This window comes from Neobacillus muris (genome assembly GCF_943193175.1).
Classification (GTDB): Bacteria; Bacillota; Bacilli; order Bacillales; family Cytobacillaceae; genus Neobacillus; species Neobacillus muris.
The window spans coordinates 14,914-37,251 of record NZ_CALPDF010000029.1 but is presented as its reverse complement, the minus strand read 5'-3'; the positions used below and the strand labels follow the sequence as shown (position 1 = coordinate 37,251).

Annotated in this window: 19 protein-coding genes; 16 read left to right on the top strand and 3 right to left on the bottom strand. The window is 38.6% G+C overall.

What is annotated here, in order from left to right; all coding sequences use genetic code 11:
• Nucleotides 1-352 precede the first annotated feature (352 nt).
• Nucleotides 353-1,156, top strand: coding sequence for a M15 family metallopeptidase (locus NFS43_RS17015; RefSeq protein ID WP_251553939.1), 804 nt, complete (start codon nt 353-355; stop codon nt 1,154-1,156).
• Nucleotides 1,157-1,263: 107 nt separating this feature from the next.
• On the opposite strand, the gene NFS43_RS17010 is transcribed toward NFS43_RS17015, so the two are convergent.
• The 3 genes from NFS43_RS17010 to NFS43_RS17000 all read right to left on the bottom strand — a co-directional run bounded on the left by NFS43_RS17010 (nt 1,264) and on the right by NFS43_RS17000 (nt 4,692).
• Nucleotides 1,264-2,028: an IclR family transcriptional regulator gene (locus tag NFS43_RS17010; protein WP_251553938.1), complete on the bottom strand. Its 765-nt coding sequence runs from the start codon at nt 2,026-2,028 to the stop codon at nt 1,264-1,266.
• 669 nt (nt 2,029-2,697) lie between these two features.
• Nucleotides 2,698-3,411, bottom strand: a complete 714-nt coding sequence (locus NFS43_RS17005) for a GntR family transcriptional regulator (RefSeq protein WP_251553937.1) — start codon at nt 3,409-3,411, stop codon at nt 2,698-2,700.
• Nucleotides 3,412-3,492: 81 nt separating this feature from the next.
• Nucleotides 3,493-4,692, bottom strand: a complete 1,200-nt coding sequence (locus tag NFS43_RS17000) for an enolase C-terminal domain-like protein (RefSeq protein WP_251553936.1) — start codon at nt 4,690-4,692, stop codon at nt 3,493-3,495.
• A gap of 299 nt (nt 4,693-4,991) precedes the next feature.
• Between NFS43_RS17000 and NFS43_RS16995 the strand changes: the two genes are divergently transcribed.
• From NFS43_RS16995 to NFS43_RS16925, 15 genes are all read left to right on the top strand, one after another.
• A complete protein-coding gene (locus tag NFS43_RS16995; protein WP_251553935.1) occupies nt 4,992-6,389 on the top strand; it encodes a PTS transporter subunit EIIC in 1,398 nt (465 codons plus the stop codon).
• A gap of 128 nt (nt 6,390-6,517) precedes the next feature.
• Nucleotides 6,518-7,378: a Cof-type HAD-IIB family hydrolase gene (locus tag NFS43_RS16990; protein ID WP_277613960.1), complete on the top strand. Its 861-nt coding sequence runs from the start codon at nt 6,518-6,520 to the stop codon at nt 7,376-7,378.
• A 51-nt stretch (nt 7,379-7,429) separates the two neighbouring features.
• The gene (locus NFS43_RS16985; RefSeq protein WP_251553934.1) at nt 7,430-7,924 is read left to right on the top strand and encodes a PTS sugar transporter subunit IIA; all 495 of its coding nucleotides are present in this window, start codon (nt 7,430-7,432) and stop codon (nt 7,922-7,924) included.
• Nucleotides 7,925-8,225: 301 nt separating this feature from the next.
• The gene (locus NFS43_RS16980) at nt 8,226-9,269 is read left to right on the top strand and encodes an APC family permease (protein WP_338150616.1); all 1,044 of its coding nucleotides are present in this window, start codon (nt 8,226-8,228) and stop codon (nt 9,267-9,269) included.
• Nucleotides 9,270-9,945: 676 nt separating this feature from the next.
• Nucleotides 9,946-10,236: a hypothetical protein gene (locus tag NFS43_RS16975; protein WP_251553932.1), complete on the top strand. Its 291-nt coding sequence runs from the start codon at nt 9,946-9,948 to the stop codon at nt 10,234-10,236.
• Between the two features lie 75 nt (nt 10,237-10,311).
• Entirely contained in the window at nt 10,312-10,611 is a 300-nt protein-coding gene (locus tag NFS43_RS16970) for a hypothetical protein (protein WP_251553931.1), read from the top strand.
• Between the two features lie 470 nt (nt 10,612-11,081).
• The gene (locus tag NFS43_RS16965; protein WP_251553930.1) at nt 11,082-12,479 is read left to right on the top strand and encodes an OmpA family protein; all 1,398 of its coding nucleotides are present in this window, start codon (nt 11,082-11,084) and stop codon (nt 12,477-12,479) included.
• Between the two features lie 363 nt (nt 12,480-12,842).
• Nucleotides 12,843-13,358, top strand: coding sequence for a DNA-binding response regulator (locus tag NFS43_RS16960; protein WP_251553929.1), 516 nt, complete (start codon nt 12,843-12,845; stop codon nt 13,356-13,358).
• On the top strand, nt 13,327-13,506 hold the full coding sequence (locus NFS43_RS16955) for a hypothetical protein (protein WP_251553928.1): 180 nt from the start codon (nt 13,327-13,329) through the stop codon (nt 13,504-13,506). The genes NFS43_RS16960 and NFS43_RS16955 overlap by 32 nt, the downstream gene beginning before the upstream one ends.
• Nucleotides 13,507-14,171: 665 nt before the next feature.
• The gene (locus NFS43_RS16950; protein ID WP_251553927.1) at nt 14,172-15,491 is read left to right on the top strand and encodes a DUF7281 domain-containing protein; all 1,320 of its coding nucleotides are present in this window, start codon (nt 14,172-14,174) and stop codon (nt 15,489-15,491) included.
• Complete coding sequence (locus tag NFS43_RS16945) at nt 15,467-16,897, top strand: hypothetical protein (protein ID WP_251553926.1); 1,431 nt, start codon at nt 15,467-15,469, stop codon at nt 16,895-16,897. Before NFS43_RS16950 ends, NFS43_RS16945 begins: the two co-directional genes overlap by 25 nt.
• A gap of 37 nt (nt 16,898-16,934) precedes the next feature.
• On the top strand, nt 16,935-17,564 hold the full coding sequence (locus NFS43_RS16940; protein ID WP_251553957.1) for a hypothetical protein: 630 nt from the start codon (nt 16,935-16,937) through the stop codon (nt 17,562-17,564).
• Nucleotides 17,561-20,767, top strand: a complete 3,207-nt coding sequence (locus tag NFS43_RS16935) for a coiled-coil domain-containing protein (RefSeq protein WP_251553925.1) — start codon at nt 17,561-17,563, stop codon at nt 20,765-20,767. Before NFS43_RS16940 ends, NFS43_RS16935 begins: the two co-directional genes overlap by 4 nt.
• A 171-nt stretch (nt 20,768-20,938) precedes the next feature.
• On the top strand, nt 20,939-21,685 hold the full coding sequence (locus NFS43_RS16930) for a hypothetical protein (protein ID WP_251553923.1): 747 nt from the start codon (nt 20,939-20,941) through the stop codon (nt 21,683-21,685).
• Entirely contained in the window at nt 21,682-21,927 is a 246-nt protein-coding gene (locus tag NFS43_RS16925; protein ID WP_251553921.1) for an LPXTG cell wall anchor domain-containing protein, read from the top strand. The genes NFS43_RS16930 and NFS43_RS16925 overlap by 4 nt, the downstream gene beginning before the upstream one ends.
• The last annotated feature ends 411 nt before the right edge of the window (nt 21,928-22,338 follow it).

Here is a 22,338-nt window from a genome sequence, read left to right as displayed (position 1 = left end):
TCCCAAAGGCCCGGGAATGTTCTTGTTTCAAATGAATAACCCCTCACATTATTTATTGGTTATTACAGCAAAGATTAAAAAAATAAGATGTTCTATTTTTATGAAAAAGAAACTCCCGAAATCAATTCCTTGGGGATAGATAAAATTTCCTGTTTATACAACTTTAGGAAGGTTATTTCGTTCAGATGAAGAATCTCCTTTATGAATCATCATTTCTTCATCTATATTCATATCCTAATAAAATGCGAAACGAGAAGCTCATGAGCCAGCAAAGATCCTATTTGTTTTTCCGATTATTGAAAGATTCGTTTGATGTATGGAACCAGAGAATAATCATGAAGGAGAAAATCATATGAGAAAAATAGTCATGGCGGCAGGCTTAATTATTTCTCTCCTATTAATTTATATAGCATGGGGGACGGCCAGACATTCGGATGAATCGCCTTCCGACACCAGTGAACAAAGGAAAGAATCGACTTCAGGAGCTTCTTTGGCAGGAAAGGGTAGGGCAGACCGTCATGAAAAAGAGATCTCTGCTGCCAGGGAAGCAGAAGAACTGGCCGCGGCAACGGACCCTAAGAGTCTGCTAGTATTAGTCAATAAACAGTATGGACTTCCTGAAAACTATAAACCGAGTGATCTAGTGTATCCAAATGTTCCCTTCACTTTTACAGAGAAAATTGACAAGCGCAAATTGAGGGAAGAAGCGGCGAAAGCATTGGAGCAATTATTTGCAGGGGCAAGAGAGGACGGAATTTCCCTATTGGGCGTATCGGCGTATCGTTCCTATAAAACCCAAAACAATTTATATGATTACTATGTTCATAAGGATGGGGAACAGGCTGCGGAGACATTCAGTGCCATTCCCGGCCATAGCGAGCATGAAACTGGCCTCGCCATCGATGTGACAGGCGGCGATGGCCGCTGTGCAGCAGAAGACTGTTTTGCCGATACAAAGGAAGCAAAGTGGCTGGCTGATCATGCTCCGGAATATGGATTCATTATCCGATATCCGAAGGGCAAGGAGCAGATTACGGGCTATAAATATGAACCGTGGCATATTCGTTACGTGGGAAAGAAAGCGGCTAAAGAAATAAAGAAGAAAGGGATCACACTGGAGGAATACTTAACCGCCATACAAACAGCGGCTAAATAAAAGATAAAATCTGCAATACATTTTCCCTCATGATCTCTTCAATTAAAGCCAAATGAAAAGGAACCGTGTTTGGAAAAATACGGTTCCTTGCTATTGCTAAAAAATTGTTAAACGTCATAGGCATATCTCATTTGTTCCGATAATTCCTGGCAGGATGTTTTAAGCAGATCAATAAATACATCCAGCTCCTGGTCGTTAACCCGCGAGACCAGGGTCGAAATACTGATTGCCGCGAGCACTTTCCCATTGCCTTTAAAGATCGGCACCGCTGCACACCGAACCCCTTGCTCATTTTCTTGATTATCTACGGCAAAACCCTGCTGCTGGATTTTTTCGATTTCCTTCTGAAATACGGCTTCATTGGAAATGGTGCTAGTGGTCTGCTGCTGGTAATGATAATCTTTCAATAGACTTTTGATTTCCTGAGGGTCCTGAAAAGATAACAGAACTTTGCCGATAGCGGTGGAATGGAGGGGAAGTCTTCGCCCAATCCGGGAATAACGGATAATCGATTGTTCTCCTTCCACCTTGTCGACATAAACCCCTTCACGCCCATCCAATATCCCCAAGTGGACCGTTTGCCCTGTTTTAGCGGACAGATCGAGAAGGTACTTCCGGGCCGCTTTCCTTATATCGATATTGCTGATGACAACATTGCCCCGTTCCGCTAATTTAAGTCCTAATTTATATTTTCCATCTTCCGGATTTTGGTCAATGTAGGAATACTCTTGAAGTGTTTTTAACAGAGAATGGACCGTGCTTTTATGAAGTCCCATTTTCTCGCTTATTTCGGTAATTTTTAGTTCGGTTGTATATTCATCAAATAAATTCAAAATCTTTAGAGCGCGTTCTACCGATTGAATCATTGGCATATGCTACACCTCTTGTTTTATATTATAAAATTATATCTTATTATACCAAACGCTGTTGATTTGTGTGGTATACGATAATCACCTTGTGAGAAAAACACAGTTTTATACTATAAAACACATAGCTCCGATAAAACTATTAACGATTGGTATCTCATTGTGGATTTGTTCAATGATAAAGCGATTTTGAAGAGGGAAGCAGCAAATTGCTTCCAAAAACTTTTTTTAGAAGAGGCAAAATACCTTACCATTTTTATAACGGTTCTCTTAAAGGTGAGAATTCATAGGCGGAGAATTTCCGGCTAATGTATATAGAGGGGGCCTAAGCAGCAGATATAAGAGGAGAAATTCCGGTTAACTACTCTAAATAAGACAAAATTCAAAGATTTGAATCCGATAAGCGGAAAATCCTCCCTTATTTTTATGTAAATAGGAATATTTCCTAATTTAAGCGGAGTTTTTCCGTTTATTTTTCAAATACAGAATTGCACACGGGTGGAGTAGGATGGTTATTGCTGCATACCCATGAACAATTCCTCTGCATTCCATAAACCCTAGTTCTTTTTACGCTGCTTCTATTGGGTTATTATTATTTTTTCGAGTAACTATTCCTCAGCATCTTTCTCTTATTCTCCCTAAACAAAATTAGAAAGGGTCCACTTGAAAAGAGTATTAATTCTTTCTGTACTTATGACTATAAGGGTTAAATGGTGTGAAATAGGAAACGGAGTAATCTAAATTAATAATTTCACTGTATTCAAACACTTTGCCGTTTTGCAAAATCCCTCTATTGACGATCTTCATTGCGGCCATACCCTTCTTGCAATTGAGGAGTTCAGCATCTTCTTTACTGACATTTACGGCACTATACGTTGTGATGAAGTGAGATATTTGGTAATCGTTTTGCTGCACATAATCATGTACGGAGCTAGTTACTACCGCTTCATTTAAATCTGGAAAATAGGAATAGGGTAATCGGGTCGTTTCAATTTGCACTTTTTGATAATCGACAATCCTCACCCGTTTGTACTCCCATAACTTTGCATGCTGCCCGTTGATATCAAAGATTTTTTCTAATGCCGCATCAGGAGTGATCTTTTTTAAAAAGATTATCTTAGATTCAATATCTTTAAATTTTTTTTCAGTTAAAGAATTATAAATTAAGGGGCTTTTATATTTTGTATCACTTACAAAAATTCCTGAGCCCTGGATGATTTTGATACATCCAATATTGGCGAGTTTTTTCAATGCTTCCCGAATGGTATATCGTGAAACATCATATTGCTTCGCAAGATCTCTTTCAGTAGGCATTTTCTCGCCAGCTTTGTATTTATTTTGATAAATCTTACTTAGGATGTCATCTGCAATGAAATCTCTTTTTTTCATCATGAGTACCTCAGGGAAGTTTTTAACTTCATTCTATATACTAAAAACCCTCTAAAGCAATACTAAAGAGGGTTTGTTTCATTATGGCGTATGAATCGAACCATTTGGAATACGTGCTTGAGTCCATTCATGCTTTCTATACCTTACTGGATATTCTTTGGCCATATCTTCATTAAAATCAACACCTATACCAATTCTCTCAATTGGATATATATATCCATCTACTACTTCAACTGAATGAGGGAACATTTCCTTCGTTGTTTCATCAGGCTCCTGGATCTCTTGAATCGCTGCATTGTGAAGATGAATATTTAAATGAGTATTGACAGCCACCCCAATTGGAGTCATGTCAGATGGCCCGTGCCACGCAATTCGGACACCGAAATTTTCGCAAAGTGCGGCAAGCTTCAAGGCAGGTGTGATACCGCCAATTTGGGAAACATGGCAGCGAATATAATCAATTTGCCGATTGACAATCAGACTTTTCCACTCCATTGGGTTATTAAACAGTTCACCAATGGCGATCGGTGTTGTGCATTGTGTTCTCACCTGTGACAGCCATTCGGTTTGATCCGGAGGCAGGATATCCTCAAGGAAGAATAATTTATAGGGTTCCAGATCTTTGGCCAATTGAAGTGCCTGATTCGGAAACAGTCTTTCATGGACATCGTGCAAGAAATGAATGGAATAGCCATACTTTTCTCTCAAAGCTTTAAACATATACACAACATCTCTCATATAGATGTCCGGATCAAAATATTCACCCTCACTTATATGAGTGGTTAAGTGCATATCATGATTTTTTCCGCCATATTTCCCTAATTGACAGCGGATATGGCGGAATCCCCGTTCAATCATCGTATCTACATTATGAAAAAGTTCCTTAAGCGTCAGACCGTCCGCATGGCCATATGCTGCAATCGCATTTTTGGACTTACCCCCAAGCAATTGGTAAAGAGGCATGTTCGCCAGCTTTGCCTTGATATCCCATAAAGCCATATCAATACCAGCAATGGCATTATTCATAACCGGCCCATTTCTCCAATAGGAATTGACCATCATTAATTGCCATAAATCTTCTATATGGTTTGCATCACGATCAATTAAAAGAGGTCTTAAATATTCATCAATAATGGTTTGAACAGCTAATGGACGCTGCTGAAAAGTAGCACAGCCATATCCAAAAATGCCTTTATTTGTTTCTATTTTGACAACAATTAGATTATGTCGATGTGGATTCGTCACAAATGATTTTATATCTGTAATAATGGTGGGTTCCAACTTTGATTCTCCTTCTCTCTGCATTCAATTGTGTCAAATCAAAGTGATTTATAATTAGATTTAAACACAGTAAATGGGCACCGTCAATTTGGTCAGAAAGGTTAGTAAAATAACGAGATTTACCGTACCAATTTCGAATAGAAATCTGCGTAAACCTTTGAAATGAAAAGGCTTCCGTGATTTTTTTGGTTGTTTTTAACCGTTTTCAAAAATTTTTTCGTTATGCTATTATGAGCGTGTCAAATCAAAGTGCAAGCAAGATAGAAAGTTTAATTGGAACAAGATTCAATTTAAAGGGGATGAAACAAGTGAAGGAAAAGGAAACGGTCAAAAAAATCATAGAATACGTGGGAGGGAAAGATAATATAAAGAAAGCTTGGCATTGCATGACAAGGCTTCGCTTCGATTTATATGATGAATCTTTAATCTCTCATGATCAAATAAAAAAATTGAATGGCGTGATTGGGGAACAATTACAAAGTGACCAATATCAAATCATCATCGGTACGAATGTAGCGAAATATTACTCTGTTTTGTCAGAGGAATTGGGGATCGATGGAAACGAAATCGACGACAAGGGAGATTCGAAGAAAAAAGGACCTTTCGGACGATTATTGGATGTTGTATCCGGCGTTTTCGGACCAATCGTTCCAGCCATCGCCGGAGCAGGTATGATTAAAGGTCTAATCGCCGGTTTAATTGCATTAAAAGTTTTATCAGCTGAAACTGATACGGTAAAAATATTGGACTTGATTTCAAGCGGCGTGTTTTACTTCCTGCCATTTTTCCTGGCAGCCTCTGCAGCAAAAATCTTTAAAGTCAATCAATACCTTGCCATCGCGATTGCAGGCGGCTTTATGTACCCAACTTTAATCGACGCCGCTAAACTGGGCGAGATCCATTCCTTTGACTTTTTTGGGCTGCCAATTCCTGTATATAATTATTCAAGTGCGGTTATACCAGTTATCTTGTCAGTATGGGCGTTAAGCTATATTTATAAGTGGGTTGACAGATTTATGCCAAACCTGTTGAGAACGGTATTTACCCCTACTTTAACATTATTTATTGCCATACCTTTTTCATTATTGGTAACAGGTCCATTGGGCGAATATGTAGGTAAAGGTATAGGCTTTATTGTTCAATCCTTATTTGATATTTCTCCAATCTTGGCAGGGGTTGTCATGGGCGGATTCAGACCGATTGAAATTGTATTTGGCGTGCACCATGCGATCACACCAATTGCGCTTCAGAACTTCGCTGATAAAGGGTATGACATGTTAATGCCAATGATGTTTATGACCAATATGGCCATTGCCGGTGCTACTTTTGCGATGATTTTCAAAACCAACAGCAAAGCGGAAAAATCAGTCATTTTTTCTGCGGCTCTTTCAGCCATCCTAGGTATCACAGAACCGGCTTTATTCGGGGTACTGATTAAGAATAAAAAAGCCTTTATCGCTTGTTCAATCGGCAGCGCAGTGGCTTCCACATTCTTTGCTACAATGGGAGTTCGAATTTATGGATATATTCTTTCAAGTATTGTAAGTTTGGTTGCCTATGTCGGACCTTACTTCCCATATGCTTTAATCGGAATAGCAATTGCAATCGGAGGTTCATTTGCCCTCACGTATGTGATTGTTAAAAAAAATCGCAATAGCGAAATAAACAACGCTCAAACTCTCAAAAAAATCGGATAAGCTGACAAAAAAGAAAGTGCTTGATTGCCTAACGGCTGTCGAGCCTTTCCTTTTGATTAGGAAAAAAAGGTGAGAATTTGAAAACAATATTTAGAGAAACTTAACGTAATCAGAAAGTAATGGAGTGAATGGTTATCAAGCTTATTGCAATCGATTTAGATGGTACATTATTGTCTTTGGAAAATAGTATTACAAATGAGAATCTTCAGGCGCTCCAAAAGGCGCAGAAAGAGGGGCATATAATTATGATCTGCTCGGGCCGCGCCCCTGAGGATATCGAACAAATTCTAAAAAAATATGATTTTTCCTGTCCCATTGCCGGAAGCAATGGTACCCTTGTCCAAGCAGAAGGGAAGCTTTTAGCCAATGTTTCCATGAATAGGGAAAACGTCGCACAATTAGCCTGCAAATTAGATGTGGAGAGGATTCCATATCGCGTCTACACAAGTAAGGGAATCTTTGTACCTGCCGATTGGTCAGAACGAGTGGCTCTTACAATCGAAGGGAAAAGAATTGAAGGGATGTCGGATGGCCTTTATAAACGGATCACTGAACAGCCGCAGAAGTCGGATCTCCTCCATTATATGGATGATTATCATGAATTAATGGACATAAAGAGCTTAACGGTTCAAAAATTCTTTGTGCTTATTTTTGATAGAGAGAAAAAAACGGAGATAATCACCTATCTCAATGGAATCTCAGGGATCGTTACCACGTCTTCTGGCCCCTGGAACCTTGAAGTCATGGATCAAAACGGCAATAAAGGTCATGCACTCAAAAAGGCTGCGGAATACTTTGGTATTCCATTGGCAGATACCGTTGCCATTGGTGACAATTTTAATGATGTTCCAATGCTTGAAGCAGCCGGATTATCGATCGCCATGGGGAATGCGGATCCGGCAGTAAAAGAGCTCTGCGATACTGTAACCCTGTCGAATGCTGAAAATGGAGTGGCTTATGCATTCGAACATTTTTTACTTAACCGGTAAGGTGACATATAGATAAGAAGAGTGATCATTTGGTGATAAAGGGGTATGATGATGTTTAAAAATCTATTTAAGAATCATAAGAGTTTAGCAGAAGAAGTCTTTTCACCTATGGACGGCGAAATTGTTTCATTATCAGAGGTGCCTGATCCTGTCTTTGCACAGAAACTAATGGGGGATGGGGTTGCCATTGTCCCAAAGAGCGGAAAAATGGTTTCGCCTGTAAACGGTCAAGTGATTCAGGTTTTTCCTACTAAACACGCAATTGGAATTATGACAAACAACGGGCTGGAATTACTTATCCATATTGGATTGGAAACCGTTGAATTGAACGGGGAAGGTTTTGAAGTACTGGTTGCCAGCGGTTCAACGATTAAAATCGGCGATCCTCTGGTAAATGTAGATTTAGAGTATGTAAAAAGCCAAAACAAAGAAATTATTACCCCTATCATTATTACAAATATGGAAAAAATTTTGGAAATTACCCCAATTCATAATGGGCCGGAAACGACCCGGGGGGATGGATTGTTTACTTGTAAACTGAAATAATTGGATTAGGTCCGATGGAGTGTTCTCTTGCAACATTTTGATAATAAAAAAATTTTTAGATTAGAAAAAAACTCTAGGCAGTATTACATGCTATAGAGTTTTTTTGTTTGCAATTACTATTTGCAGAAAATTTGATATAGTAAAATAAACCTATTAAATCTCCATATACGATAAGAACAAGATGTCAAATCAAAATAAGGGGCCTGGTTTCATTCAGGTATACCCCTCATAGCTAATTTGAGCTTGAGTTTATTTTTCTAGCATGAATCCGCCATAAAGAGGGAGTCAATATGAACGGCTTATTTTACTTGATTATATTTTTGTTCCGGCATTATTATATTTAGTTAGTGCATCCGCCTTACATGATATGGTACCAGGTGTACCGCTTATCGTATGGGTATTAATTTTTATCGCCATTAATACGGTCATTAATATCCGAGGGATTGAATTTACTGCACGGGCAAATAAAATAATCGTCATCTTGGAATTAGTCATTTTAGCCATATTTGTGATTGTTGGCATCGTTGCCATCGCCAAAGGGGTAAATGGAGCAGAAGTGACCATTAAGCCATTATATGATAAAAGCCATTTTAGCATGAGTATGGTCATGGGGGCTGTTTCCATTGCAGTGCTGAGCTTCTTGGGATTTGACGGGATTTCCACATTGGCTGAAGAAACGAAGGATGGCAGCAAATCGATTGGTAAAGCCTGTATTTATGCTCTGTTAACGGTTGGTGCATTATTTATTATCCAAACATGGGTAGCCGCACTTATTTGGCCGGACTTTAATAGCTTTGAAAATCCGGATGTCGCCTTTTATCAAATTGCTGAAGTAGCTGGCGGAACATGGCTTAAATATGTAACGATCTTAGCAACTGCCCTTTCTTGGGGAATTGCTAACTCCTTGGTTGCACAAGCCGCGATTTCAAGAATCCTGTTCAGTATGGCAAGGGATCGCAAGCTTCCGCAGGTTTTAGCGAAGGTTCATCCAAAATATCAAACACCATATATTGGAACAATTGTAATTGCCATTCTGTCTGTTATTGTAACGGTTGCTTTTGAATCACAAATAGGGGCTTTGTCTTCCGTTGTTAACTTTGGGGCATTATCCTCCTTCTTATTTTTGCATTTGTCTGTGATCAATTATTTTATTCGAAAAAAACAAAGCAAGGATTATGTCAAACATTTGATCCTCCCGATTATAGGATTCATTATTATTGGATATGTTTGGCTTAACCTTGATGCACTTTCTAAGCAGCTTGGATTTATCTGGCTGGGAATTGGTATTGTTTATTTAATTGTTTTGAAGCTAATGAAGAAGGATACTGGCTTGGATTTAGATTAGGATAAGGCAAATTATTTTAGAGTTGTCTGGACAAAGGAGAACCACCGATTGACTGATGAATCGGTGGTTTTCTTTTTTTAATCTTAGCGAAGTTTGAGCTGTTTTGCTTGGGGGAGGTTGAATCCATTTTTGGGCGGGATTTCTTTTTTCTGTAATTGGAATAGGTTCCAACGCTTTTCCCATTTTTCTTAAAGGAAATAGAAATAATAAGAAGGCTATTGCCGTCGAAAAACAATGAAAATAAATTGACAAAGTTACCTATTCTATTAAACTAAAGATAGTTCTATCCCCTAAAGTATTCACTCAATATGCTGCTCCACAAGTATTTATTTGCCTTTTTCATTCTCCAATTGAAGTCATATTAAACCTCTTCTTTTTTTCACTCGCATTAACCATCATTATGTCGGACGGTCAAATGAATAAATAAAATGCCTATGATGTGGACGGTCCATTATCCCCCCTATTAAGCAAGTCACCAGAAAATGCTCATTTATTATTCGAATCGTATCGGGAAAAGATGTTTATGGAGCATGGAATTCCCGAATATGATTTTTTGTTTCGATTGAGAGCTAGAAAAAGGTAATTAAAGGACAGACCAAAATTTGATTGTAGAAAGAACGGTTTCTGTCCACTAAACTTTGTTTAAATATTGTATTAAAGAGAGGAGCGGAAGGTTATGGGTTTTGAAGAAGAATACCAGGCATTTTTAAATGCTCATTTACAGGCAAGAACAGGTGAGCGGTTGCGACGTTTACAAGAAGGTCACAACCAGGCTGAAAGATTGTTTTTGAAGCAAGTATGGTGCCCTTTATTTTACCAATTTCGGTATCTTCATCTGGAATATGAAGTCGACGATTTTAAGGATGGCAAAAGGTATTTGGATTTTGCTTATATTCGTCCCGCTATCCGGATTTGCCTTGAGGTTGACGGGTATGGCCCTCACCTAAAGAACATAAGCAGATGGTAATTTTCCGACAACCTGGAACGTCAAAATCAGCTAGTAATTGACGGATGGATTGTGATCCGCTTTTCTTATGACCAAGTGAAAGAACAACCACGTCGATGTCAACAGATTATTCAGCAAGTGATAGGCCAATGGCTGGGTGATGAACTGGACCAGACATCTCTGTCCTTTGTTGAAAAGGAAGTACTTCGGCTGGCGATTCGAAAAGGAGAAGCCCTATCTCCTAAAGAAGTCGAGGCGTATTTGAAGCTAAGTGACAAGACGGTAAGGAAGATATTTTCTCAACTAGTCGACAAAAAGATATTGATTCCCGCATCCGGAGTCAAGAGGATCCGCACTTATCGGCTGGGGGATCAGGTTAAGCGCCCAATCAGATAATTAGGCGGAGAAATTCCGCTTATTTAGAAATTTCCATTAAGAATAGCTAAAATAGACGGAGAAATTCCGCCTATTGACTCGAAAAACATGAAAATGTGGGGTTTATCTTTGCATAACCGGAAAATCTTCCCTTATTTACTCCAAAATGAGCTCCATTCTGCAGATAACAGGAAAATGTCCCCTTATTTTATTCCGTTGGTTACTTAATTAGAACAACTATTCTTTTTTATAAGGAAGTTAGATGAAAAGCATTAGTGCTTTAATTTTCATTTTCTAGGTACATTACGCTGAAGCGTATCATACGAGATGCAACCGTAAAGGCAAGTGCCTAGTCACTACCGCAATTTGTCAAATTCTCCTCGACAAGATTCGAGTGGTGCCAGGCACCTCAACCTAGGTCTATATGCTTATTCCATAATGTTCCAAAATCATTTAACTTAAAATAGAGACTGAGAACTTAGGAGGACATTATGGGTAGAAAAGCGGGTTGGTTTGCACTTATTTTTATGTTCATTTTTTTCTTAATTGGATGTGAAAATAATAAGGAGAAACAAACAGAAGCGAAGGGGAACAGTACGGCTGCTGTAAAGAAGACAAATGAAGAATCAAAAAATAAAGAGGATCAAAAGAATCCAACGAACATCCAATTAAGCGGGAAAGTGGTCATCGAAAACGGAAAGATTGTCATTAAAGGGAAAAGTAATTTAATGGAAGGCACAATAGTAGGAATAGATTGGCTTGATCGGCCATTTTCGATTCGAAATCCGATTTGCCTTCTTTGTGACAAGGGAACTGTTGTCGATAAGGATGGGAATTTTACCTTTGAAATAACACAAGATCTCCAAAACTATGGCTATATTTATGTGACGATGGAAGTGGTCCTTGGCGGATTAGGACAGCCAGAAGAGATTGAGGCCGTTTATGGTGAGCATGGGGAGAACTTAAAAGGACCTTTTGTTGCGAAACATGAAATATTAGGTGAAGAATATCAAAAAATAGCTGCATCCATTCTTGTATCACCTCGTGGAGAACAAACTGTGTATCCAATTGACACACCAAAACGGGACAAGCTTCCGGATGATGCTGGCAGCACACAAGTTTGGATGAAACCGGAATTAACGAATGACCATACCTATTTCTATGTAAAAGGGACATCCAATTTAATAGAAGGAACAGAATTATCAGCATACTATTATTCATCCGAAGACGCAGCCGTTCCGCAAAATTGGGTCGGTTCCACGGCAAATGTGGTCAGTGACGGCACTTTTTCATTGCAAATTCCGTATGATACGATCACAGAAAATGGCTTTCTTGTGATTACCTCAAAGGGCAATGACCGTCATGTGCTGAAAACAAAAATGAAAGATATTTACGGGGAACATTTCGAAAAAATGAGCGGCGAACAGGTGGTGCCAAATGAAGAGGGCGGAAACATGCTGAAAGTCGTTCTTCATCCAAAACCGCCCATCGTTAAAGCCCCAGAAAAAACAAGGGTTACCACAGATGGGGAAGAAACAAAGGTCCAATTACCGGATGACATTTTATTTGATCATGATCAAAGCGATTTGAAACCGGATGCCCAAAACACATTGAATGAGCTAGTTCAATCGTTGGTCACCTTAAAAGAGGGTACCGTCATTCAAATTAACGGCCATACCGATAACACAGGGGATGACCAATACAACCTGGCGTTATCGGAAAAAAGAGCAAAAGCGGTAGAAGCCTATCTGCAGCAAACTGGAAAAGTCGGTCATATAAAAATCAGCACGGCAGGATACGGTGAAACTAAGCCGATTGCATTAGAGGATACAGAGGAAGGCAGAGCCAAAAACCGTCGAGTAGAAATGGTGATCAATCCAAAGGAATAGAGTGGCTTCCAAAAGGTGCCAGCACCACCCGTATTTTTTGGGGGGTGGCAGGCATCTTTTTATGTGCACCAAAATAATGGTAATGCTTAGGGAAACTAGGAGGCGAAGACGAACGTTGACGAAATGGAAATTGACGAGGGAAAATGGTAGAATTTTATTAAACTAGAAATAGTCCATTCCTCAAATTTTCCTTTTATCATTTCTTCCATTTAAGCCTCTTTTTTCACTCGCATTCACCTCATTAATCTGTCCCAAGTTCAAATGAAAAAAATAGAGATGATTCATTCGTGGCATCGAATATGTATGTAAAATTAGGTAGAAGAAGAAATTGAGGAAATGACCATTGATAGGAGGAGGAATCCTATGGGATTTGAAGAAGAATATCAGGCCTTTTTGAATGCGCACTTGCAGGCAAGAACCGGTGAACGGCTGCGGCGCTTACAAGAAGGTCACGATCAGGCTGAAATGTTGTTTTTGAAGCAAGTGTGGTGGCCGCTATTTTTCCACTTCAAGTACCTCCATCCAGAATATGAAGTCGATGATTTCAAGGACGGCAAACGATATTTGGATTTTGCTTATATTCGTCCCGGCATCCGGATATGCCTTGAGATCGACGGGTATGGCCCTCACTTCAAGAACATAAGCAGATGGCAATTTTCCGACAACCTGGAACGTCAAAATCAGTTGATGATTGACGGATGGACCGTGATCCGCTTTTCTTATGACCAAGTGAAAGAGAAGCCTCGCCGCTGCCAACAGATTGTTCAACAAGTGATTGGACAAAGGCTGGGGGATGAACTGGACCCAACATCTTTGTCCATTGTCGAAAAAGGAAGTACTACGGCTAGTGGTTCGAAAAGGAGAAGCCATATCCCCTAAAGAAGACGAGAAGTATTTGAAGCTAAGTGCCAAGACGGTAAAAAAAGTACTTTATAAACTAGTCGAAAAAAAGATGCTGATTCCCGCATCAGGGATCAAGAGGGTCCGTTCTTATCGGCTGGGTGATCAGGTTAAACATCCAATCTGATAAATAGCGGGAAAAATTCCACTTATTTAAAAATTAGTATTAAAAAAGGCTAAAATAGAGGGAGAAATTCCGCCTATTGTCTCTAAAAGCGTGAAAATAGGCGGTTTTTATTTACATAAGGGGAAAATCTCCCTTTATTTCACCTGAAAGGAGCACCATTTTGCATTTAACGGGAAAATCTCCGCTTATTTTACTTCCGCTAGTTAATTAATCAAGGACCAGAATGACTCAAAAATGATGAAACACTGTAAATCTTTTGAACCAAGTTGGGCGGGAGATGGTGGGGGATTTGGATGGATATAGGTCCCTTTTTTTAACCTTAAATACCAAATATAAGAATATTCAAAGAACCACATTTATTTTCAAAAAGAAGACCATATAGATCAGGGCAGAGGGAAATAGAGTATGGGGATTTCTATCACTTTTATCAAGGAACTTTTTAGAGATTTTGGATAATTCAAGTCGATATCTCCGGTACTAACATGTGATACCTCTGTTAATACTATTCAATTACATACCTATTTGCTAAGCTCTTAGAAACATGGTTACCCTCCTTTCATTTTGCTAAAGGTCATCTCTGCCAGAAAATTTCCTAATGATACCTCAAACTTATATCATATTAATTTGTTAAAATAAGATTAGAAAAACATAAATGAGGTAGCGGTATGATAGAGGAGTCATTCCATAAATATATAAAAGATTTCATTCTTAAAAGTGGCGAGGAACTGGAGTGGGGGAAACCAATTAGTGATCATTTTTTACTTGAAGGGAAGATTATCAAACGTTCTGAAAGAACCTATCGAATTCTGGGTTTTTTAACAGTATCGACCAAACGGGATAACATAGACGAATCAATTTACGATAATAAATTGGATGCTTTAAAATTTACCCCAAGGAAAAAAGTTAACTTAGATGATAACGGTCGTCAGACCTTTAAATGGCTGGAAGAAGGGTGGATTATAAAGGAAGTAAGGTTTGAGAAAGATGAGAGAACAGTCAGTTCATCCCACTATAGGATGGGATTTCGATTGTACCAATGTGAAGAGTTAAAGAGACAACAAAAAATGGAACAAACACACCATGAATTTCTTGAAATAAAGAACCAGATCCTAACAACTTTATCATCTGAAATCGTATTTCAAGCTTCCTTTTTGAATCAAAATAAGCTTGGACTTCAAAACATAATGAGGGTTGTGCAGAATCTTAAAAAGGATGAATTAAGTTCATCATCCTTTTTTCCAGAGAAGTGGACTTTAGGGAAACGGATAAAATTCTTTCACTTTATTAATGCTTTTAGTCAAATAAGTCTTCATAGGAAGGAATTTGACTGGAAGGAAATCGGTGCATCTTATTTTCAAAAAATTGGAGGTTCAAAGGAGTTTGACTCCAATAAGGATGAGTTTATTAATCAATTAGAAGAGTGGACTAATGTTCCGGCAATGGAGTTAGGTTTAACAAGCCTTGGTCAAATTACACCGGTATTTTTTGCTGGCCAATTGAGCGGGAAGTATGTTGCCTATGATTGGGGACCCGTTCATGCCTTAACGAATTTATCCATTGCAAATGGGGAGATCCAAACAAAGGCCACGACACTTTGGCTTGTCGAAAATCGAGCAATTCTGACGCGAATGGCAGCTGCTGAACAGTTCTTAAAAGAAGCCAATTCTCTCATTATATGTGTTGATGGACATTTACGTTCTGCTCACAAAAATGCCATTTACCAGATTTTGAACAACAGTGAAATTGAACAAGTGATGATATGGTGTGATTACGATCCAGATGGTTTGCAAATTTCAAAAGAAATCTACGAAGCAGTCTGTAAATATGACAGTTTCACGATAAAGTTGATCTTGCCAGACCAGAAAGTTATAAACCACTGGCAGCAGTATGAGCAATATTTATTAAGATTTTTGGAAAATAACAAAATGGAACAGGAACAAATAGTAGGAGGTGTTGAATATTGGAAAAAGTGGATTCGAGATTAATATCTATTTTTCAATCAACGGAATCAGCACCGGAAATTATGCAGGCAATGAAAGATATTTCTTCATTATCGGGGGTTCTAAGTGATTTAGGAGCGCAAAACTTCTTTCAGACTCCAGGCGAAATCTTGAGATTTTTAAGGCTTATTCAACTATTAAATGAAGAAGCGCTTGGACTCGATGATCCGATCGAAAATGAAGAAACCATTTATTATCGATATCGAAACCGGTACGATGACTCAGAACCGCCTTCGAAAAGAAGGGTTGAACAAATCATTAACGTTTTAGTAAAAAACAATTGGATTTCGAAACAAACAAGGAAAATTAAACTGCGAGATGTTGGAAAGCGCATGATGGATGCACTTATCCGACTTGCCAATGATTCTCTTGCCTACTATATGAACGATGATATTGGACGATCATTATTTCAAGCAAGGCGTGATGCCGAAATTAGTGAAGCTTATGATGATAACGGAATTTCTGGTGGAAATAAAATAGCGAGCATGATTCGCAATGTGGAAAATGCAATTGCTCTTTTAAGAGAACGTGAGTTAGAGATGCTTGCAGACCGCAATGCTCTACCCCAGCTTGAACTAATCCATCAATTAATGAAGGATTTAGAGATTAAGTTAGAGGAGAGAATTAGGCAATTCCAAACAGTAGAGGATAGTTTAGTGCTTACAGATTTAATGCAAAGAGGGACAGCTGTTCTTGCTGAAGGTACGAACCTTAGCTTAGGAATGATCAACAAGTATGTTAAGTTCACCAATATGCAAAAAACACCATTAACCTCGACCATTCAACCTGAAAAAGTCAGAGCCTTCATTTCGAAAATGTTTGATCCCCCACTCGATTCTGACATTCCCAATGCCTATCAGTTACTAAGTTTCATGGAGCAAGATCAATATGAGGATGAAGCCATCGATGGAATGTGGCTACCGATTAAGTTCGCGGCTCCTTTATCTCCAATAGCAATTGAAGAGGCAATAGAGTATTTAGAAACGTATGAACCTGCTGTTGATCCTATTGTTGATGAAGAGGAAGTAACAGAATACTCATCACAGGAAATGTCAGAGGATGAATTGGAGAGTTTGATGGGGGAATCGAACTGGCTTTTAACAAAGAATATGATCGACACTACAGCAATTGAAGCGTTTTTTGAAATGCAGGAAGAAGCACCATTAGAGCAGGTGATCATTGAGGCAACCACTGACCAGTGGAGTGATGCCATTAATGCTTTAACAGCCATTTCAGCATTAATTGGTAATAAAAAAGTAACGGTAAGTACTAATGAAAAAAATAAAGGTCGTAAGGTTTTCAATAAAAAATGGGAGTGGATGAAGGATGGAGATGGATCAGACATTATTAAACGAAAACACTCTTTCCAAAGAGATAAACAATCCGAATGATACTATCGAAGGGGTAAATGTAAATCCATTAAATGTCATGCAGTCAATTAGAGGGATCTTAACGCAAGAAGAGGAGTTAACATTTATGAATATCCTTTTCTCATCCTCTGCTTCAATTCGTTCGGGAAATTTTGGCTTATCCCGAAAAGAGGTTGAAAAACAGCTTAATATTTCAGGAAATGATGAGCGTTTTTTCTCGTTTATTACAAGGGTTAATCAAGCCATCAGTCGATACTTTCAACTAATTTATGATGAAAAGCGCGATCAAGTAGTGGCGCTAATGAGAGTACCTGCTTATTCAGCGCGCAATACTTTATCCAAAGAAAGTCTAGCGATATTACTTTATATGTTTTATCAACAAGAGGTTTTGCAGCATGAATTTACTCTTTTTGACCAATTGCTTGATGCACTTGGACACGAAACAAAAAAAGCAAACCAAAGAGTACTACTTAATATAGATCCTTTAAAGAAAATAGGGGCAATCGAGGATTATGAAACGAATTCATCAGAGAGGGCTTTTCAGCTTACGGCAATTGGCGTTCATCTTTTTTCTGATTCGTTCTTACGTCGAACAGCAGAATTCAGTCAGTCAAATCAATTAAACAAAGAGGAAGTATTGAAGTTTTTTAAACGTTATAACTTATATCAAAAAGGAGTAGGCGAATGATTCCTTGGAGAATGTCATTTTCAGGTATTCGTGATTATCGACCAGAACTGATTGATTTGTCGGGAGTCGACCATCATATTATGATTACTGGCCCAAACGGTTCAGGCAAGTCAACCATCACGTATTGCATGGGGGCGGTACTTTATTCTTCCAAAGTAGATGTGGAAGGATTAAAATCTCGCAATCTATTACCTGATCAAACTTGGAAAGCACAAGTGGCTTTAGTATTTAAAAATGAAGGGCAAATGAAAATTGATGCTGCTCCCTTCATCCAATTTTCATTAAGAATGGTTCAAGAACCGGGGCAACCGATAAAAAAAGAGTTTTCTATCTCAACGGGTGAGGAGATCGATCAGTGGGAGAATACTATTAAATTTACATCCGGCGATCGCCAATTTAATTTTACCGCCTATAAGAAAGATCTGCTTTACAAATACAAGATTGACCCTGATGCCTATTATCTTATTTGGTATCAGCAAGAGGTTAATCAATTTGCTGTTATGAACCCGGAAGAGCGGTTTCGAATCTTTAGTGAGATGCATGGAATTGATCAGACACAGCGCGAATGGGAAGAAAGTATTGAAAAGCTAAAGGACACAACCGAAACTCTTAAAACAGCCAAGTATAGTGTCGATAATAAAAAATTAGAACTACAAATCAAAAAGGCTGATTTAGATAGGTATAAGAGTAATCAAGAACGTCTACTATGTGGCGGAAGGGAATATACAGAAGCTCTTTTATTATTAGAAGCAGCTTTGAAAAAAGAGAAGAATAGTTTAGATGGCGTAATTGTGGAACTTTCCTCTGATATGGAAGAAGCAAAGGAGGCCATCTCTTCTAAGCAAGAAGAGAAAGAAAAGTTGATCGAACAATTGAACAAGCTGCTAATTGAAAAAGGAGTGTTAGAAGGCAAGCTGGAAGAGACTGAAGAATTACTGGAAACAGTAAATGGTGAAATTAAGGCTAAAAAGCAGTCCATCGATGAGCTAGAAAAAGAACTTGAAGACTTAACAAAGCGAAAAAAACAAATTACCCGTACAGAAAAAGAGGTTCAGGAAGCGTTAAGTCGATTGAGCAAAGAAATAGTTGACTCCAGCAGCCAGCTAGCTGAGGTAAAAGAGCTGCACAAACAGCAAGAACAGTTACAACGAGATTTACTGCGTGAAATCGCAAGATTAGATCATCAAGTAAAGGAAGACCAAAGGTTATACGAAGAGCATAGTAAAAGATTAGCAGAATACAAAAGTAGTCATGAGGTTTCTACGACAATTGATAAGCTGGATGCTGAAATTATCTCTTTTAAAAATGAACACCTGCTATTATCGAATGAAGTGAAAGAACTAAAAAAGGAAAGGACTTCTCTTCTAGAAAATCGCGATTTATCTAAACGTCAAAGTGAATCATTAGCCTATCTTCGGATAAGAAATATAAAAGCCTATCCTCTTCGTGAATTAGTGGAATTAGACGAACAGGCGCAACTAAAAGACGAGCGTCTATTTAATACGATTAAGTATACGATTTTTTTCCAAGGGAAACACATTGAGCCCCCTAATGATCTTTACCACGTTCCATTAATGGGAACGGTGCCTGATCGCTCTGTAGAAGCGTTACCTGAGCTTCATTTGAAAATAAAGGGAGGTTTGAGGGAAGAAGATATACCACATGCCATTAAAGCGCTGTGGTGGATCGGGCAATTTTTCAAAAACGGTCCAATTAAGATACAGAATGGGTTCTTACATGATGGGATGGGGGTTCGCGGGCCACAGGAACAAGATCGCTATATTTTAAGTAAGAAAGCTTTGTTAGCAAGAAAACAAGAAGTGGAAAAACTTATCTTTATAAAAGAATCCAGACTATCAGAATTAGACGAACTGATCGGTGATCATACAAAAAAATCACAAGAATTGAATCGAATTATTCAGTTTGTAAGGGAAGCCGAAGCCTTTATGGCAACGGATTATGAGCGGGAAAGTCGTATTAAACAACTAGAAGAGGAGAGAAAAAAATTATCAAGCATTGAGACATTGTTAGGGGAGCTTGGAGAAAAGAGGACAAATCTCGATGTTCATCTGATTCAACTTCAAGATAAACAACTTATCTTACAAGATGAAGAGTCTTTTTACGAAGAACTTGGAAAGATGAAAGGAAAGTATGACAACCTTCTCACTTTACAAAATCAGTTAACATTGCTTAAGAATCAACGTGAACAGCAGAATGCTATCCTTGAGGGATTGGATAATAGCCTAAATAAGCTAGAAAGTAAATTGAAAAAGCTCAAGCGGAACGAAGAACAACTTGATGAGGAAATTGAACGGTCCAATAAAGGGATGATGAGAATCTCTAATCAACTGACTGACAAAAAGGATGAAAGGGATGTAACGGCCCAGCAGCTAGTAGAGTATATACAGGAAATAACAGAAATAAAAGCCCTTGTTCCGCAAATCTATTCAGAGATTGCAGGTAAATCACTTCCCGACCAGCTGCCAGCTGTAACAAGCTTAAAAAATCAACGAGAAAACGGTAAAATTACGTTTGACGCCGCTAGAAGGGAACCTGATATTGACCCTGCAGCACCTGAAAACTATGAAGCAGTTAAGCAAGAGTTTGAACGATTGGACAATGAATATAAACGCACGAACATTTTACTCGAACAAGATAGAGAGCGGGCAGAGCAACTTAAGGACAAGCTAGAAACAACCATTAATATGCGGGTAACGGAAATTCGCAGAAGATTTCAATCCTATATGAGTCACTTTCAATTTGAAGGTCAAGTGGATTGGGACTCCTCCGAAGATAAAAGAGGTAGAACACACTTCAAGCTTTTCATTAAGGCCAGAAAAGAAGGTCATCGAGGAACAATGGAAGATGTCAGTACAAAGGCCCGAGGAGGAAAGGTTGGTAAGGGAGTATCAGGGGGAGAGGAATCACTAAGTTCACTACTATTTGCTTTGGCATTATTGCAAAATTTATCATTTAAACCGGGATTCATTGTACTAGATGAATTTGATAGTGCTCTGGATGAAAACCGAAAATTAAAGGTGTTTGACCTATATGTACAGGAATTACAAAGGAAACTAATCATCCTAACTCCGAAATCACATGAAGAACATTACCTGAAGCGCTTCTCAAAGGCATTGGTTGTTCAACATGACCCGACCATTCCTTCTAGTAAAGTCGTTGGGATAGTGAAGAAAGATTCTTAAAAGGAAAATGCCAGCCGCTACAATTAAAATAGTGGCGTAATCAATTAAAACAAAGCAGGAATCCTTCATTCTAATTGAAATGAAGGGTTCTTTTTTTCGACCGCTTAATACCCCTGTCATAAAAATAATAGAAAAATTACAAAAATAATACAGTAGAATAATAGTCTTTACTTGAATCTAGTGAACAGCGGCGAAACGGCAGCAGAAGCTGAGGCAGCAACGATTCCAATCCGAATTCCGGCTTCGACAAAAGAAGGAAGTAAGGCAGCCTATGAAATAGTTGAAGCAAACCTAGAGTATAAAGCGCCAAAGGAAGAGAACTTTGTTTCCACGTTTTCGATGGGAAAAAACAACATTATCATTGAAGTAACCGCTCAAAACATACTAAAGGCAGCCTGTACCATTACGGTGACTCGTCTTCAACCTGAGGTAGTGGCCACGCCTGTAAAGGATGGCGTCCGTGCAACCGTTTCTGATGACGAAATCAATCAGCTGGATGAAGAAGGAACACTTGTGATTGACTTAAAGAAGGGTCTGGACGAAGTCACCACGATTCACTTTACAGCTGGCCAGCTCGAAACGCTCATCAATCGCCAGGCGAAAATTAAAATCGTTAAAAAGGATGTGGAGCTTCTAGTCGATGCCGTAAACTTCGCAAAAGGGGAAAACCTGGTGATTAGCTTGGAAAGAGTGGACAAAAACCCTGAGAAGCTTCCTTCATCTAATCTGGCAGCAGGGGCGGTGTATGATTTCACGATCCAACAGGGAAATACAATCATCAGTCAGTTTGATCATGAAATTAAGCTTGTTTTCCCTATAAGCGGAGCCGCCCATCCTGAAGAATTAAAAGTATTTTATTGGAATCCCAATCAAAAGGTCTGGGATTTAATCGGAGGCACATACAAAACGGTCAGATGATCGCCGCGACGAAACACTTCAGTACGTATGGCGTCTTCCGTTCAAGTGATCTGGTAGAAGCTGATCCATCAATAGATGAGCAAGGACCAGACACAGAAACAGACGAACAAGCGAATCCATCAATTGAAGGGGAACTGCCAGAAACAGCAACAAATATGTATAACTGGCTGCTTGCAGGAATCATTCTCCTGCTCATTGGAGGAACGATCTTGTGGCAGCAAAGAGTCAAACAGAAACAATAGGCAGCGAGTAAGTGAAATAGTTAAAAGGGAAGGCATCTCAAATTTTGAGGTGCCTTTTTGGGTACAATCTTGGGATCGTTATTTTTGTTTATCAGTAATTGGAAATTGTAATGCACCCTTTTTGGATATTTTATAATTATTCAAAATAACTTGATGAAATAGAAAGGAGCAAAATAGGAATAGGATGGCTTTTAGAAGTCTGAATCTATAGGAAGTTTTTATGAAGAACAGCGGGATGTCTTTTAACGAGTTGTATTATATTGTAAAAAACTCTATTTATTGACGATTTTGGAAAATGTATTAATAGTTAATGTGTATTATGGTAAAATATGACTAACTGATTTTTAAAGGAATAATATACTAAGTATTTTTACTCATATCATAACAACAAGAAAAGCAGAAAATCTTTAG